Raw genomic sequence first — 14,206 nt, forward strand, 5'->3', positions numbered from 1 at the left:
CTCGCCGCCGGGGACAGCCGAGCGTCGAGTACCCGCCAGGCCGTAGGGTTACGAGCCACATGCACCGGGAGACCGGCGCCGGACGGACACTAGAAGGAAAGCGACCGCCCTATGACAGTTCCCCTGCCCGACGCCAAGACCCGCTGGCGCTGCGCCCTCTGCGGCAACCTCACGCGTTTCGACGTCACCCGCTCCTCGAAGGTCGTCGAGTACGTACACCTCGACCTGGCCGGTGAGCCGAAGGTCGAGGAGCGAGAGGTGGTCAGTGAGACCATCGAGTCGGTGCGGTGCCGCTGGTGCAACGCGGTGGATCAGGTCGAACTCGTGGACAGGCCGGGCGCCGGCTCCTGAGGGAGCGGGCCCCGCACGGATATTGGGGTGAACGGATGGTGGAGACCACAGGCGGGGAGCCGGACGACGGCACCGCCGAGGTGCTCGACCGTCCGCTGCCCGACGGCGTGCGCCGACGCGTCGTGCAGATCGTCTCGGACGGCTTCGGCGGGCTGACGATGGCCGAACTGCCCGCCCAGCTGCGGCAGTACGCCCGGTTCACACCGAGCCGGCGGGCCAGGTTCGCCGGCAACGCCATGGCCGCGGCGCTGGAGACGGACCCGCTGTTCAGACAGCGCATCGCCGAGAAGCTCAGAGAGTCCCAGCCGGAGCTCGTCGGAGCCCTCGACTCCGGCGCGCCGCCCCCGGCCGCGGACCCGCTGGACGTGGCGGCCGCGGCCTATGTGCTGCGTCCCGCGGGCTGGGTGAAGCTGGTGACCGCCGCGGGCGAGGAGGCCCTGCGGGCGGACGCCGAGCGCGCCGACGAGGAGAGCCGCGCCGAGCTGGAGCGGCTGCGCACGGAACTCGCGGAGGCCCGCGGGCAGACGCGCGCCGAGACCGAACGGCTGCGCACGGAAATGGAGTCGGCCAGGAAGGAAGCGGAATCGCTTCACCGCAAGCTGCGCAGCGCCCTCAGTGACATCAAGCGCGGCGAGGCGGCCCTGCGCAAGCTCCAGGCCGAGACGGACACGGCGAAGGCGGAGGGCCAGGCCCAGGTGTCCGCCGCGGAGAGCGAGAGCCGGCGGCTCAAGGCGCGTCTCGCGGAGGCGGAGGCGGCCCTGGAGGCCACCCGCAAGGCGGCCCGCGAGGGGCGCAGCGTCGAGGACATGCGTGTGCGGCTGCTGCTCGACACCGTGCTGGACGCGGCCCAGGGCCTGCGCCGGGAACTCGCGCTGCCCCCCGTCTCCGTCCGGCCCGCGGAGACCGTCGAGGCGGTCGAGCCGGGGCAGATGACGCCCAAGGACATCGCCGCCCGCGCGCTCTCCGAGAACGACCCCGCGATCCTGGACCAGTTGCTCGCGCTGCCCCAGGCGCATCTGGTCGTCGACGGCTACAACGTCACCAAGACCGGCTATCCCCAGATGCCGCTGGAGAAGCAGCGGCTGAGGCTGCTCGGGCAGCTCTCGCAGCTGGCCGCGCAGACCGGCGCCGAGGTCACCTGTGTCTTCGACGGGGCCGAACTGCTCGCGCCGGTGCTGCTCGCGCCGCCGCGCGGGGTGCGGGTGCTGTTCTCCAAGCCCGGTGTCACGGCGGACGAGCTGATCCGTCAGCTGGTGCGGGCCGAGCCGCCCGGCCGGCCGGTCATCGTCGTCTCGACCGACCGTGAGGTGGCCGACGGCATCGCCAAGGCGGGCGCCCGGCCGGTGGCGTCCGTGGTGCTCCTCAAGCGCTTCTCGCGCGGCTGAGCAGTCTTCCCTTTCGCCCCGTTTCTCCCGATCCCGGCCTCGCGGTTCGCGCGAACGGCGATCCGGGGCCTAAGTCGCATGAGCCACCTACGTCCCATGCGTAACCTCTGGGCCCGATGCCCGAATTCGTCGGACCTTCACGCGACGTAGTGTCAAGCGGACATCACTGCAGGTGAGTTGATGGCAAAGAATGCGCTGGGTGACAAAGAATTTTCAGGTTTGGATTTGAACTGATCACAAGAAGGTCACTAAGGTCAGGTCTCGAACCTCCAACTAGGGTGATCACTCATGGGGAGTGACGGTGGAGGGGCACCGCCCGTCGGCGTTCTCGGCAGGCGGCTGGAGGAAGAAGGAGCTCGCCTTCGTGGCGTCCCACCGTCGACCCAAGCAGCCGAGCCGCACCCGTGTGACCGTGCTCACCACCGCCGCCGCTGCCGCCGTTGTCCTCAGCGCCAACGCCGCCAATGCCGCGCCGTCCGAGAAGCCCAACAAGGACGAGGTCAAGACCAAGGTCGACAAGCTCTACCAGGAGGCCGAGCAGGCCACTGAGAAGCTCGACGGCGCCAAGGAGAAGCAGCAGGAGCTGCAGAAGCAGATCAGCACGCTCCAGGACAACGTCGCCCGCGGCCAGCAGGAGCTCAACGACCTGCGCGACGGCCTCGGTTCGATGGCCAGCGCCCAGTACCGCACCGGCGGCATCGACCCCTCCGTGGCGCTCTTCCTCTCCTCGAACCCGGACGACTTCCTGGACAAGGCCTCGGCCATGGACCAGTTGAGCGCCCAGCAGGTCGGGTCGCTCAAGAAGGTCCAGGAGAAGCAGCGTTCGCTCGCGCAGCAGCGCGCCGAGGCGTCCGCGAAGCTCAAGGACCTCGCCGACACGCGGACCGAGCTCGCCAACAAGAAGAAGGAAGTCCAGAGCAAGCTGGGCAGCGCCCAGAAGCTTCTGAACTCGCTGACGGCGCAGGAGAAGGCGGCGCTGGCCTCCCAGGACCAGGAGCGGGCGACCCGCGCCAGCGAGCGCGTGGACCTCGGCAACACCAAGGCCGCCTCGGGCCGCGCCGGCGCCGCGTTCGCCGCGGCCCAGAGCGTGATCAACTCGCCGTACGTCTACGGTGCCTCCGGCCCCAGCTCCTTCGACTGCTCGGGCCTCACCTCCTGGGCCTACGCCCAGGCCGGCGTCTCCATACCGCGCACCTCGGAGGCCCAGGCCAACGCGGGCACCCGCATCTACTCGCAGAGCGATCTGCAGGTCGGTGACCTGGTCATCTTCTACGGCGACCAGCACCACGTCGGTCTCTACGCGGGCAACGGCCAGGTGCTGCACGCCCCGCACACCGGCGCGGTCGTCCGTTACGAGTCGATCGCCGACATGCCCTTCCAGTTCGGCGTCCGGATCTGATCCGGACGGGCGGCCGGAGCTGACCTCCGCCGCCCGCGGGGGCCTCCTGTCACTCCGCCCAAACGGGCGAATTGTGACAACTCCCGCTGACCCCACGCCCCGTCGGTGACCTGCGTCTCCGGCGGGGCGTCACTGTGTGTGCCCACGGAGGTCTTTGGCCGGTGTGCGGTCGCACGGCTACTGTCTGCGCGATCCCCCGACGGCGGGGGACCGTCAGCGGAAGGGAGTGCGGCCACCCGTGGGGTTCCATCGCCGCCTTGCACCGACCGGCCTCGACCGGGGCGCCGGCGCCTTCGGCGTCACAGCCTGCGTGATGTCCGCGGCGGCCGCCGCACTCGGCGCCCTGCCCGCCTCCGCGGCGCCGCAGGACGACACCCGGGCCGAGGTGGACCGCCTCTACACCCAGGCGGAGCAGGCCACCCAGGCGTACGACAAGGCCGACGAGCGCGGTGCCGCGCTGCGCGAGCAGATCGGGACGGCACAGGACGAGATCGCACGGCAGCAGGAGCGCGTCAACACCATGCGGGACGCGCTGGGTTCGCTGGCCGGGGCGCAGTACCGTTCCGGCGGCCTCGACCCCTCCCTCGCGCTGCTCTTCTCCGACAGCCCGGACGACTACCTCGACAAGGCCTCCGAGCTCGACCGGATCACCACCCGCCAGGCCGGCGAACTCAAGGACCTCCAGTTCGCCCTGCGCGACCTCGCCCAGGAACGCGAGGAGGCCGACGGGAAACTCGCCGAACTGGAGCGCAGCCGCACGGCCGTCGCCCGGAACAAGCGGGTCATCGAGGGCAAACTGACCAAGGCGCGACAGCTGCTGAACTCGCTGCCGTACGCCGAACGCGCCGCCTACGACCGGGCGTCACGCTCGACGCGCGCCGACCTGCCCGGCCTCGGCGGCGCTGTCGCGTCCTCGGCGCGCGCGGCCGTCGCCGTCGCCGCGGCCCGTTCGGCGCTCGGCCGCCCCTACGTGTGGGGCGCCAACGGGCCCGGCGGCTTCGACTGTTCGGGCCTCATGCAGTGGTCGTACGCGCACGCCGGGGTCGGTCTGCCGCGCACCTCGCAGGCCCAGCGGTACGCCGGACGGCAGATCCCGCTCTCCCAGGCGCAGCCCGGTGACCTGGTCACCTACCGGTCCGACGCCAGCCATGTCGCGATGTACGTGGGCAACGGCCAGGTGATCCACGCGCCCTATCCGGGCGCCCCGGTGCGCTACGACCCGGTCGGGATGATGCCGATCTCGTCCGTCACCCGGGTCTGACGGGTCTCGCGACCGGCGTCCGGCGTCCGGCCGCGGGCACCGTACGATCGGGAGGATGGCTGGTCGAAGGTGTGCGTCGCGAGCGGGACTCTCCCTGGTGCTGCTGCTCGCCGTGCTCGTCGGCTGCGGCGGCCGGGCGCCGTCGGACACCGCGGCGGCCGACGTGCAGCGGGTCCTCGACCGGCGGGCGACCGCGGTCCTGGACCGGGACGCGGCGGCCTTCCGGGCCACCGGGGCGTCGGCCGGCGCCGGAACCGGCTTCGCGAACCTGCGCGAGGTGCCGCTGGCGGGCTGGTCCTACCGGCTGACCGGTCTGCGCCGCTCCGGCGACCGGGCCACCGCCGACGCCGAACTGCGCTACCGCGTCGAGGGCTACGACACCGCGCCGGTCAAGGCGGACCGCACCCTGCGGCTGACCCGCGCCGGTGGAACCTGGCGCGTCACCTCCGACGAACCCGCGGGCAAGGGCGGCGCCCAGCTCTGGGACCAGGGGGCCGTGACGGCCGTACGGGGTGAGCACAGCCTCGTCCTGGGGGTCGGGCAGTCCGGCGCGCGGCTGCGGTCCTTCGCGGATCTCGCGGACCACGCCGTGCCCGCCGTGTCGCAGGCATGGGGCACGGACTGGACGCGGCACGTCGTCGTCCTCGTACCGAAGTCGCTGGAGGGGATGGCCGGGCTGCTCGGGTCTCCGGCGTCCGGGTACCGGGGGATCGCGGCGGTGACCACCGGTGAGGCCGGAGGGCCGGCGAGGGCGCCCGCGGACCGGATCATCGTCAACCCGGACGCGTACGGCGTCCTCGGCGACTTCGGCAAACAGGTCGTGCTCACCCACGAGACCACGCACGTCGCCACCCGCGCCCACACCACGGCCGCCACCCCGCTGTGGCTCTCCGAGGGGTACGCGGACTGGGCCGGCTACCGGGGCAGCGGGCGGGCACCCGGGCAGGTCGCGCCGGAACTGGAGCGCGCCGTGGCCGAGGGGCGGGTTCCGGCCGCGCTGCCCGACGACGGGGACTTCGGGTTCACCTCGGACGCGGGCCGGCTGGCGCGGGCCTACGAGGGCGGCTGGATGGCCTGCCGGCTGATCGCCGACCACTGGGGCGAGGTCCGGCTGAACGACTTCTACCGGGCGGTGGGCGACCACCGGCAGCGGGCGGGGGCGGTCGAGGGCGCGCTGCGGGACGTGCTGCACACGACACCGGAGGGGTTCACCCAGCTGTGGCGGCAGTACCTCAAGGACCAACTCGGCTGACGTACGGGGCTGTTCACTCCTCCAGCCGCTGGATGGCCTCCGCGAGCCAGGTCCGTTCCGCCTCACCGGTAGCCCGCGCCACCCGCAGCATGCCCTGCCGGAACAGGTCGTCGGCCTCCTCCGCGCGCAGGGGCCGGCCGTCCCGGTAGAAGAAGCTCGCCGGGGTCTCCAGGAACTCCAGGCGGCGGCGCAGCACCGCGGCCTGCTCGCGGGGCTCGCCGAGGTGGCGCAGGAACGCCAGCAGGGTGTTGAAGCGGACCTGGTCGGTGATCTCGGCCCGCTGGGGGTGGCGCAGCCGCTCCAGGAGGCCCGCACGGCCCTGGTCGGTGAGCGAGAGGACGCGCCGCGGGGCCGCGCCACTGCCGGGCTCGGTGTGCTGGTCGAGCATGCCCGCGGCGACCAGGCGGGTGATCGCCGGGTAGAGGGCACCGTCGCTGACCGGGCGGACATGGCCGCTGAGGGCCTTGATGCGCTCCTTCAGCTCATAGCCGTGCAGGGGCTCCTCGTACAGAAAGCCCAGGATCGACAGCTCCAGCATCCGGTCGGCTCCTCGCTCGTGGGCCGTCACGATACGACGCGCCTGCCGTTCCGCCGAATCGCCCTCCCGCTTCCGGAGTCGCTCACGGGCGCCCCGCACCTTCGTACGCGTCCTGATCCTTGCGGGGTTCAGATGCTCATGGTACCTCTTGTCGAGCTACCTCGAATCGATGTAGCTCGTATCGAGGGAGGCTTCGTGAACGCCCATCGCAAGCAGCTCATAGCGCTCGCCCATCCCGTCTACCTCTCGCTGCTCGCCTCCGTCGCCGCGGGAATCATCAACACCGTGTGGGTCTCGCGGCTCGGCGGTGCCGCCGTGGCCGCCGTCGCCGTCGCGACGAACACCGAGAACGTGCTGCTCGGCGTCGCCCTGGTCTTCGCCTCCGGCACCACCGTCCTGGTCGCGCACGCCCGGGGTGCCCGCGACCCGGGCGCGGTCCGGTCGGCCGTACGCGGAGGCTGGGCGCTGTGCGCCGCCGTCACACCGGTGATCGCCCTCGGCGGCTACCTGCTGCGCGAGCCGCTGGCCCGGCTGGTCCTCGGCGGCGACGGACGCGCGCCGGCCCTCGCCGTCCAGTACTTCGCCGTCTCCCTGCCCGGCATCGCCGTCTTCTTCGCGCAGAACCTCGTCGACGGCATCCTCAAGGGCGCGGGCGACACCCGCACCCCGATGCGCCTCGCCCTGCTGGCCAACGGACTGATCCTCGGCCTCGATCCGCTCCTCATCCACCTGTACGGCGTCCCGGGCGCCGCCGTCTCGACCGTGCTGTGCCGTTCGGTGGCCCTCGTCGTGGGCCTGCGCGCCCTGCGCCGGAACCCCCTGCTGTCCGAGGCGGCCACCGCGCCGCCCGCCGGGACCACCGGCGCCGCGCTGCGCCGCACCCTCACCACCGGGCTGCCCATGTCCGCCGACTTCACGGTGCGTCAGGGCGGCGCCCTGACGCTGGTCGCGATCGTGGCCCGGCTCGGGACGACGGCGGTGGCGGCGTACGTCATCGCGTACAAGGTCATGTACGTCGCCACCATGGCGTTCTACGCCGTCCGGCAGGCCGCCTCGATCCACACCGCGCACACCAGGGGCGCGGGCCGCGACGAGCGGGGCGCCATCGGACGGCAGGCCGTCCTCGTCTCGGGGACCGTCGGCCTCCTCGCCGCCGGGCTCCTGGGCGCCCTGGCTCCCTGGATCATGCGGGCCTTCGGCGCCGGTCCCGCGGTCGCCCACGACGGCACGCTGTTCCTGCGCTGCGTGGGCCCCTACCTGCTGCTGATGGCCTGCTTCATCGCCCTCGGCGGGGTCTTCGAGGGCAGCGGGGGAGCGCCGGTACTGCTCCGGGTGACGCTGACCGGAACGGCGGTCCAGCTCCCGCTCGCCCACGCCCTGTCCGGACCGGGGCTGCCGGGCATCTGCCTGGCCCTCGCGCTGTCCATGGCGGTGCAGTGCGCCGCCCTGTGGCTGTGGGCCGGGCGGAGCGGGCGTCAGGAGGACGCCAGCGTCTCCTTGGTGCGGGCCGCCTGAGCGGGCAGCGCCGGCGTCGGCTCGGAGACCGTGCTCCGCCACAGCACCCGGGCCGCCAGCAGCGCGGCGATCACCAGCAGGCCGTTGCGGACGACGAGCAGAGTGACGCCGAGCCACGTGCTGTCCACGACGTCCGCGAACCAGATCGGGAACTCCAGCACCGTCACGAAGCACGCGATCAGCACCAGGCAGGCGGGCCACATCATCCGGCTCGCCCGGAAGCACAGACACACCGCGGCGAGCCCGACCAGCCACACCAGGTACTGCGGGCTGATGACCCGGCTGGTCGCGGTGAACATCAGGACGGCGACGAACGCGGCGTCGGCGAGCGTGTGCGGCAGGAACCGCTTGGCGCACAGCCGCCACAGCAGCAGCCAGCCGAAGGCGAGCGCCGTCAGGAACAGGGCCGCCGTGCTCACCAGGTCGACGTAGGGGCCGACGAACTCCACCGAGCCGTAGTTGAGCAGCACCCGCCCGTTCCAGCCGTGGTGCCGGGCCACATGGAAGACGAGGGAGCCGAGCGACTCCACCTCGGTGCCGCGGTCGCGCTGGAAGGTCAGGAAGGCGAACGCGCCCGGCATCGTCACCCAGAACAGTCCCGCGATCCCGGCCACCGTCGCCGCGGCCGAGACCCAGGCCCGGCGGCGCACGGCGCCGAGCAGCAGCAGCACCGGCCACACCTTCACCATCGCGCCGATGCCGGTGAGCACCCCCATCATCCGGGGATGGCGGGCTCCGGCGAGCAGTGCGGCGACCACGACGGCCGTCACCATCACGTCGTAGCGGGCGTACACCGTCGGTCCGAGCAGCGGAACCCCGATCATCCACACCCAGGCGCCGCGCAGCGTCTTGCCGGAGCGCGAGCCCGCGTAGAGGAGCAGCCCGAACGTCACCAGGTCGGCGACGAAGGCCAGCACGAAGAAGGCGTGCGGGTAGTCGAGGAACGGCAGCAGGCCGGGGGAGAGGATCGCGAGCGAGGCGGCCGGCGGGTACTGCCAGGTGACGTCGTTCAGCGGGAAGGTGCCGTGCCGCAGGACGTCGTACCAGCCGTGGTAGATCACGGCGACGTCGCTCGTGACGTCCGGGCCGGGGAAGACGTACACCTTGGCCACGAAGAGCAGCAGCATCAGCCTGGTCAGGCCCCAGACTCCCAGCAGTACGGCCACGCCGAACGGGAACCTCGTACCGCGTGCCCCCGTCATGCCCACCTGGCCCTCTTCGTCCGGAAACCGTGTGCGTCGCCGCCGTGCTTTTCGCGGACCGAGGGTGATACGCCGGTCTGTGCGCGAGCCGTCAAGCGCGGCCGTGCGGAGCTGTGAGTATAGATTCGATAGTGTCGAACACGATGCACAAGACCCTGATCGTGACGAACGATTTCCCGCCCCGCCCCGGCGGCATCCAGGCCTTTCTGCACAACATGGCCCTGCGCCTGGACCCCGGGCAGCTCGTCGTCCACACCTCGACGTGGAAGCGCGGCAGCGAGGGTGCCGAGGCGACCGCCGCGTTCGACGCGGAACAGCCCTTCACCGTCGTACGGGACCGCACGACCATGCTACTGCCGACGCCCGGCGCCACCCGGCGGGCAGTCGGCCTGCTGCGCGAACACGGCTGTACGTCGGTGTGGTTCGGGGCGGCGGCCCCGCTCGGCCTGATGGCTCCGGCCCTGCGCAAGGCGGGCGCGCGACGCCTCGTCGCGACCACGCACGGCCACGAGGCCGGCTGGGCCCAGCTGCCCGCCGCGCGCACGCTGCTGCGCCGGATCGGCGAGTCCACCGACACGATCACCTACCTCGGGGAGTACACGCGCTCGCGGATCGCCTCCGCGCTCAGCCCCGAGGCGGCCGCGCGCATGGTCCAGCTGCCGCCCGGCGTCGACGAGCGGACGTTCCACCCCGGCTCGGGCGGCGCGGAGGTCCGGGCCCGGCTCGGCCTCACCGACCGGCCGGTCGTCGTCTGCGTCTCCCGCCTGGTGCCGCGCAAGGGCCAGGACACCCTCGTGCTCGCGATGCCGCGGATCCTGGCCAAGGAGCCGGACGCGGTGCTGCTGATCGTGGGCGGCGGCCCGTACGAGAAGGAGCTGCGCAAGCTCGCGCACGACACCGGTGTCGCCGGCTCGGTCCGCTTCACCGGAGCGGTGCCCTGGTCGGAGCTGCCCGCGCACTACGGAGCCGGGGACGTCTTCGCGATGCCGTGCCGGACCCGCAGGGGCGGGCTGGACGTCGAGGGGCTCGGCATCGTGTACCTGGAGGCGTCGGCGACGGGCCTTCCGGTGGTCGCCGGCGACTCGGGCGGCGCGCCCGACGCCGTGCTCGACGGCGAGACGGGCTGGGTCGTACGCGGCGGCTCCGCGGAGGAGGCCGCCGACCGCATCGTCACCCTGCTCGGCGACCCCGAACTACGCCGCCGGATGGGCGAACGGGGACGCGCCTGGGTCGAGGAGAAATGGCGCTGGGACCTCTTGGCGGAGCGGCTGCGGGAGCTGCTCTAGCGTCACCGGTGCGCCTACGGGGCTGCCACTTGCGGCCCGCGGGCGCCCGCCAGGGCGCTCAGGGGCGCGAGGAACTGCGCGAGCAACCACGACGTACCATCCGCCCGGAAACGACCTGTACCGGCTACGGCGGTCCCCGGAAACACCTAGGCCGGGACGGAGAACGGCTCGGCCCCCTCCGGTGAAGGGGGCCGAGCCGTTGTTCCCGGCCGGGGCGGAACCCGGTCGCTCGGGCGTCAGCCCCGATAGATCGCCTCGATCTCGTTCGCGTAGTCCTTCGCGACCACGTTGCGCTTCAGCTTCAGAGACGGCGTGAGGTGCCCCGACTCCTCGGTGAACTGGTGGGCGAGGATGCGGAACTTGCGCACCGACTCCGCCTTGGACACCGCCGCGTTGCCGTCGTCGATCGCGTCCTGGATCGCGGCGATCAGGTCCGCGTCCTCGCGCAGCGACGCCGCGGTCGAGCCGGCCGGCTTCCCGTGCTCCTCGGCCCAGCGGGCCAGGAACTCCTCGTCGACCGTGACCAGCGCGCCGACGAACGGGCGCCCGTCGCCGACCACCATGCACTCCGCGACCAGCGCGTGCGCGCGGATACGGTCCTCGATCACGGCCGGGGCGACGTTCTTGCCGCCCGCGGTGACGATGATCTCCTTCTTGCGGCCGGTGATGCGGAGGTAGCCGTCCTCGTCGAGGGTGCCGATGTCACCGGTGTGGAACCAGCCGTCGGCGAGCGCCTCGGCGGTCGCGGCCTCGTTGTTCCAGTACTCCTTGAACAGGTGCTCGCCGTGCAGCAGCACCTCGCCGTCGTCGGCGATGCGGATCACGGAGCCGGGCAGCGGCTGGCCGACCGTGCCGATCTTCGTACGGTCCCACGGGTTGAAGGCCGTGGCCGCGCAGGACTCGGTGAGGCCGTAGCCCTCCAGGACCGTGAAGCCGATGCCGCGGAAGAAGTGGCCGAGCCGCTCACCGAGCGGGGCGCCGCCCGAGATCGCGTACTCGCCGCGCCCGCCGAGGACCGCGCGCAGCTTGCTGTAGACGAGCTTGTCGAACGTCTTGTACTTGATCTTCAGACCGAGCGACGGGCCCGAGGGGGTGTCCAGCGCGCGGCTGTACGCGATCGCCGTGTCCGCCGCCTTGTCGAAGATCTTGCCCTTGCCGTCGGCCTGGGCCTTGGCGCGCGCCGAGTTGTAGACCTTCTCGAAGACGCGCGGCACACCGAGGATCAGCGTCGGCCGGAACGCGGCCAGTTCGTCGGTGAGGTTCTTGATGTCCGGGACGCAGCCCAGCTTGATCGGCGCCATCATCGGCGCGACCTGCACGAGCCGTCCGAAGACGTGCGCGAGCGGGAGGAAGAGCAGGACGGAACACTCGCCCGTGCGGAACAGCGGGCGCAGCCGCTCCACGATGTTCCCGCACTCCGCGAAGAAGGCGCGGTGGGTGAGGACACAGCCCTTGGGCCGGCCGGTGGTCCCGGAGGTGTAGACGATGGTCGCCGGGTCGTCCGCCTTGGCGAGCGAGCCGCGCTCCTCGACGATGGCGTCGCTGACGTCCTTGCCGAGGCGTCCCAGCTCCTCGACGCCGCCGGCCTCGATCTGCCAGACGTTCTTCAGCGCCGGCAGCCCGTCGCGCACCGACTCGACGGAGGCCGCGTGCGTCGGCAGCTCCACGATGCAGGCGGTCGCGCCCGAGTCACCGAGGATCCACTGCACCTGTTCGGCGGAGCTGGTCTCGTACACCGGCACGGTGACGGCGCCGGCGCTCCAGATCGCGAAGTCGAGCAGCGTCCACTCGTAGCGGGTACGGGACATCAGGGCGACCCGCTCGCCGGGCCGCACGCCCGAGGCGATCAGGCCCTTGGCCGCGGCCCGCACCTCGGCGAGGAAGGTGGTGGCGCTGACGTCCGTCCAAGAACCGCCCACCTTGCGGGCGATCACGGCAACGTCGGGATGCTGCGCGGCGTTTCTACGGACGATGTCGGTGAGATTTCCGTCCGCAGGGACCTCGTACAAAGCCGGAAGGCTGAACTCGCGCAAGACTGCTGCTCCTCATAGGGCGCCGACGCCACGACTCTGTGTGACGCGCCGGTGCGGTCCAAGGCTCGGGCAGGTACCCAAGAGATCGCTTGTTGAAATCCTGAGTACGACTGGACTGCCCGGACGTTACCCGCCGGTATGCCTTCTTCGACAGGGGGTCCCGGCGAGATGTTCTATGCGTCACACGTGTTGGCGTTCCTTCGCGCACAGTAGTCCACGCCCTTCCCGGCTAGCCAGTAATCGCAGGTCCGGCCGCCTCTGTTCACGTTTGCCGCACGGGCCTACGCTTGATCGTCATGGCATCCACACCGGTCGGCCGTCCGAGGACGCGCATTCACGTGGTCAGTGACGTGCACGGCAACGCCCGGGACCTCGCCCGCGCGGGCGACGGCGCCGACGCCCTGATCTGCCTCGGTGACCTGGTCCTCTTCCTCGACTACGCCGACCACGCGCGCGGCATCTTCCCGGACCTGTTCGGCGTGGAGAACGCCGACCGCCTCGTCGAGCTGCGCACCGCCCGGCGCTTCGAGGAGGCGCGCGCGTTCGGCGCCCGGCTGTGGGCGGGCATCGGCACCGACCGGGCCGCCGCGATCGAGAAGGCGGTACGCAAGCAGTACGCAGAGATGTTCGCCGCGCTCCCGACGCCGACGTACGCGACCTACGGCAATGTCGACATGCCGACCCTGTGGCCGGAGTACGCCGGACCCGGCACCACCGTCCTCGACGGCGAGCGGGTCGAGATCGGCGGCCGTGTCTTCGGGTTCGTCGGCGGCGGACTGCGGACACCGATGCGGACGCCGTACGAGATCAGCGACGAGGAGTACGCGGCCAAGATCGAGGCGGTCGGCGAGGTCGACGTGCTGTGCACGCACATCCCGCCGGAGGTGCCGGAGCTGGTGTACGACACCGTGGCGCGCCGTTTCGAGCGCGGATCCCGTGCCCTGCTGGACGCGATCCGGCGTACGCGCCCCCGTTACGCGCTCTTCGGCCACGTCCACCAGCCCCTCGTCCGCCGGATGCGCGTCGGGGCGACGGAATGCGTGAATGTGGGGCACTTCGCCGGGTCGGGCCGGCCCTGGGCGCTGGAGTGGTGAGCCCCGGGCCGTGGTGAACGCCGGGCGGGGTGACGGCGCCCGCGGCCGTGCGCGGTAGCCTTCACGCTGCACACACGTGCGCACCGACCTCCCTCACCGGACCGCATCTGGAGGAGCCACCGCGATGGCGGAACACACCAGTTCGAGCATCACGATCGAGGCGGCACCGGCTGACGTCATGGCGGTGATCGCCGACTTCGCCCGCTACCCGGACTGGACGGGTGAGGTGAAGGAGGCGGAGGTGCTCGGGACGGACGAGAAGGGCCGCGCCGAACAGGTCCGCCTGGTCATGGACGCCGGCGCCATCAAGGACGACCAGACCCTCGGCTACACCTGGACCGGCGAGAACGAGGTCTCCTGGACCCTGGTCAAGTCCCAGATGCTCCGCTCCCTGGACGGCTCCTACCTCCTCAAGCCCGCGGGCGAGGGCGCCACCGAGGTCACCTACCGGCTGACCGTCGACGTCAAGATCCCCATGCTCGGCATGATCAAGCGCAAGGCCGAGAAGGTCATCATCGACCGCGCCCTGGCGGGCCTGAAGAAGCGCGTCGAGGAAACGGTCTAGCCACCCACGGGCGCCCGCCCCGCACCCCGGGACGTCACCCCGGCGAGCCCCTGGAACGCGCCCCGCGCCCCCCACCCCGGGCGACGACGACCCCGGCGAGACCCAAAAGGCGCCCGCCGGAGCCACAACCCTTCTTCCGCCGCCGCCCCTACCCTTCCCGTACCTGGGCTCCGCCCCAGCCCCCGCTCCTCAAACGCCGGAGGGGCTGAATTCAGCCCCGGCCGGGGCTGAAGTGATGGGCCACCACGACGCACGCGCAGCCGGGATCCGGCGTGAGGGGACGTGCCGGTACATCAAATGCCCGCAGGCCGGACGGATCGGCACC

At 71.9% G+C, this 14,206-nt stretch carries 12 protein-coding genes; 9 read left to right on the top strand and 3 right to left on the bottom strand.

Annotated features, from left to right (window positions below; all coding sequences use genetic code 11):
• The first annotated feature begins 111 nt into the window (after window positions 1–111).
• The 5 genes from ACZ6KY_RS00660 to ACZ6KY_RS00680 all read left to right on the top strand — a co-directional run bounded on the left by ACZ6KY_RS00660 (window position 112) and on the right by ACZ6KY_RS00680 (window position 5,648).
• Window positions 112–351, top strand: coding sequence for a hypothetical protein (locus ACZ6KY_RS00660; RefSeq protein ID WP_261706939.1), 240 nt, complete (start codon window positions 112–114; stop codon window positions 349–351).
• 35 nt (window positions 352–386) lie between these two features.
• Window positions 387–1,736: an NYN domain-containing protein gene (locus ACZ6KY_RS00665; protein ID WP_469308118.1), complete on the top strand. Its 1,350-nt coding sequence runs from the start codon at window positions 387–389 to the stop codon at window positions 1,734–1,736.
• A gap of 364 nt (window positions 1,737–2,100) precedes the next feature.
• The gene (locus ACZ6KY_RS00670; protein WP_469308484.1) at window positions 2,101–3,135 is read left to right on the top strand and encodes a C40 family peptidase; all 1,035 of its coding nucleotides are present in this window, start codon (window positions 2,101–2,103) and stop codon (window positions 3,133–3,135) included.
• A 238-nt stretch (window positions 3,136–3,373) separates the two neighbouring features.
• Complete coding sequence (locus ACZ6KY_RS00675) at window positions 3,374–4,396, top strand: C40 family peptidase (RefSeq protein WP_469308119.1); 1,023 nt, start codon at window positions 3,374–3,376, stop codon at window positions 4,394–4,396.
• 55 nt (window positions 4,397–4,451) lie between these two features.
• Complete coding sequence (locus tag ACZ6KY_RS00680) at window positions 4,452–5,648, top strand: hypothetical protein (protein WP_469308120.1); 1,197 nt, start codon at window positions 4,452–4,454, stop codon at window positions 5,646–5,648.
• Between the two features lie 13 nt (window positions 5,649–5,661).
• Here ACZ6KY_RS00680 and ACZ6KY_RS00685 read toward each other — a convergent pair whose 3' ends face one another.
• A complete protein-coding gene (locus ACZ6KY_RS00685) occupies window positions 5,662–6,186 on the bottom strand; it encodes a PadR family transcriptional regulator (RefSeq protein WP_469308121.1) in 525 nt (174 codons plus the stop codon).
• A gap of 195 nt (window positions 6,187–6,381) precedes the next feature.
• On the opposite strand from ACZ6KY_RS00685, the gene ACZ6KY_RS00690 reads away from it, so the two are divergent.
• Window positions 6,382–7,701 (top strand): MATE family efflux transporter, encoded by a 1,320-nt coding sequence (locus ACZ6KY_RS00690; protein WP_469308122.1) that lies wholly within the window; start codon window positions 6,382–6,384, stop codon window positions 7,699–7,701.
• Here ACZ6KY_RS00690 and ACZ6KY_RS00695 read toward each other — a convergent pair.
• Window positions 7,662–8,903: a glycosyltransferase 87 family protein gene (locus ACZ6KY_RS00695; protein WP_469308123.1), complete on the bottom strand. Its 1,242-nt coding sequence runs from the start codon at window positions 8,901–8,903 to the stop codon at window positions 7,662–7,664. The two genes, ACZ6KY_RS00690 and ACZ6KY_RS00695, sit on opposite strands and share 40 nt — an antisense overlap.
• 143 nt (window positions 8,904–9,046) lie before the next feature.
• Here ACZ6KY_RS00695 and ACZ6KY_RS00700 point away from each other — a divergent pair, with 143 nt between their 5' ends.
• Window positions 9,047–10,189 carry a glycosyltransferase family 4 protein gene (locus ACZ6KY_RS00700; RefSeq protein WP_469308485.1) on the top strand — a complete coding sequence of 381 codons (1,143 nt, stop codon included), beginning with the start codon at window positions 9,047–9,049 and terminating at the stop codon, window positions 10,187–10,189.
• Window positions 10,190–10,425: 236 nt separating this feature from the next.
• Here ACZ6KY_RS00700 and ACZ6KY_RS00705 read toward each other — a convergent pair whose 3' ends face one another.
• Window positions 10,426–12,222 (bottom strand): AMP-dependent synthetase/ligase, encoded by a 1,797-nt coding sequence (locus ACZ6KY_RS00705; RefSeq protein WP_469308124.1) that lies wholly within the window; start codon window positions 12,220–12,222, stop codon window positions 10,426–10,428.
• Between the two features lie 338 nt (window positions 12,223–12,560).
• On the opposite strand from ACZ6KY_RS00705, the gene ACZ6KY_RS00710 reads away from it, so the two are divergent.
• Both ACZ6KY_RS00710 and ACZ6KY_RS00715 read left to right on the top strand, forming a co-directional pair.
• On the top strand, window positions 12,561–13,316 hold the full coding sequence (locus tag ACZ6KY_RS00710) for a metallophosphoesterase family protein (RefSeq protein ID WP_469308486.1): 756 nt from the start codon (window positions 12,561–12,563) through the stop codon (window positions 13,314–13,316).
• Between the two features lie 124 nt (window positions 13,317–13,440).
• Window positions 13,441–13,881 (top strand): SRPBCC family protein, encoded by a 441-nt coding sequence (locus tag ACZ6KY_RS00715; protein ID WP_469308125.1) that lies wholly within the window; start codon window positions 13,441–13,443, stop codon window positions 13,879–13,881.
• The last annotated feature ends 325 nt before the right edge of the window (window positions 13,882–14,206 follow it).

It is taken from the genome of Streptomyces sp. NPDC042002 (assembly GCF_055588305.1).

Bases quoted from the DNA above. Each gene is read 5' to 3' on its own strand.
- ACZ6KY_RS00660 (WP_261706939.1), top strand. From the start codon at position 112: ATGACAGTTCCCCTGCCCGACGCCAAGACCCGCTGGCGCTGCGCCCTC.
- ACZ6KY_RS00665 (WP_469308118.1), top strand. From the start codon at position 387: ATGGTGGAGACCACAGGCGGGGAGCCGGACGACGGCACCGCCGAGGTG.
- ACZ6KY_RS00680 (WP_469308120.1), top strand. From the start codon at position 4,452: ATGGCTGGTCGAAGGTGTGCGTCGCGAGCGGGACTCTCCCTGGTGCTG.
- ACZ6KY_RS00685 (WP_469308121.1), bottom strand. From the start codon at position 6,186: ATGCTGGAGCTGTCGATCCTGGGCTTTCTGTACGAGGAGCCCCTGCAC.
- ACZ6KY_RS00695 (WP_469308123.1), bottom strand. From the start codon at position 8,903: ATGACGGGGGCACGCGGTACGAGGTTCCCGTTCGGCGTGGCCGTACTG.
- ACZ6KY_RS00700 (WP_469308485.1), top strand. From the start codon at position 9,047: ATGCACAAGACCCTGATCGTGACGAACGATTTCCCGCCCCGCCCCGGC.
- ACZ6KY_RS00715 (WP_469308125.1), top strand. From the start codon at position 13,441: ATGGCGGAACACACCAGTTCGAGCATCACGATCGAGGCGGCACCGGCT.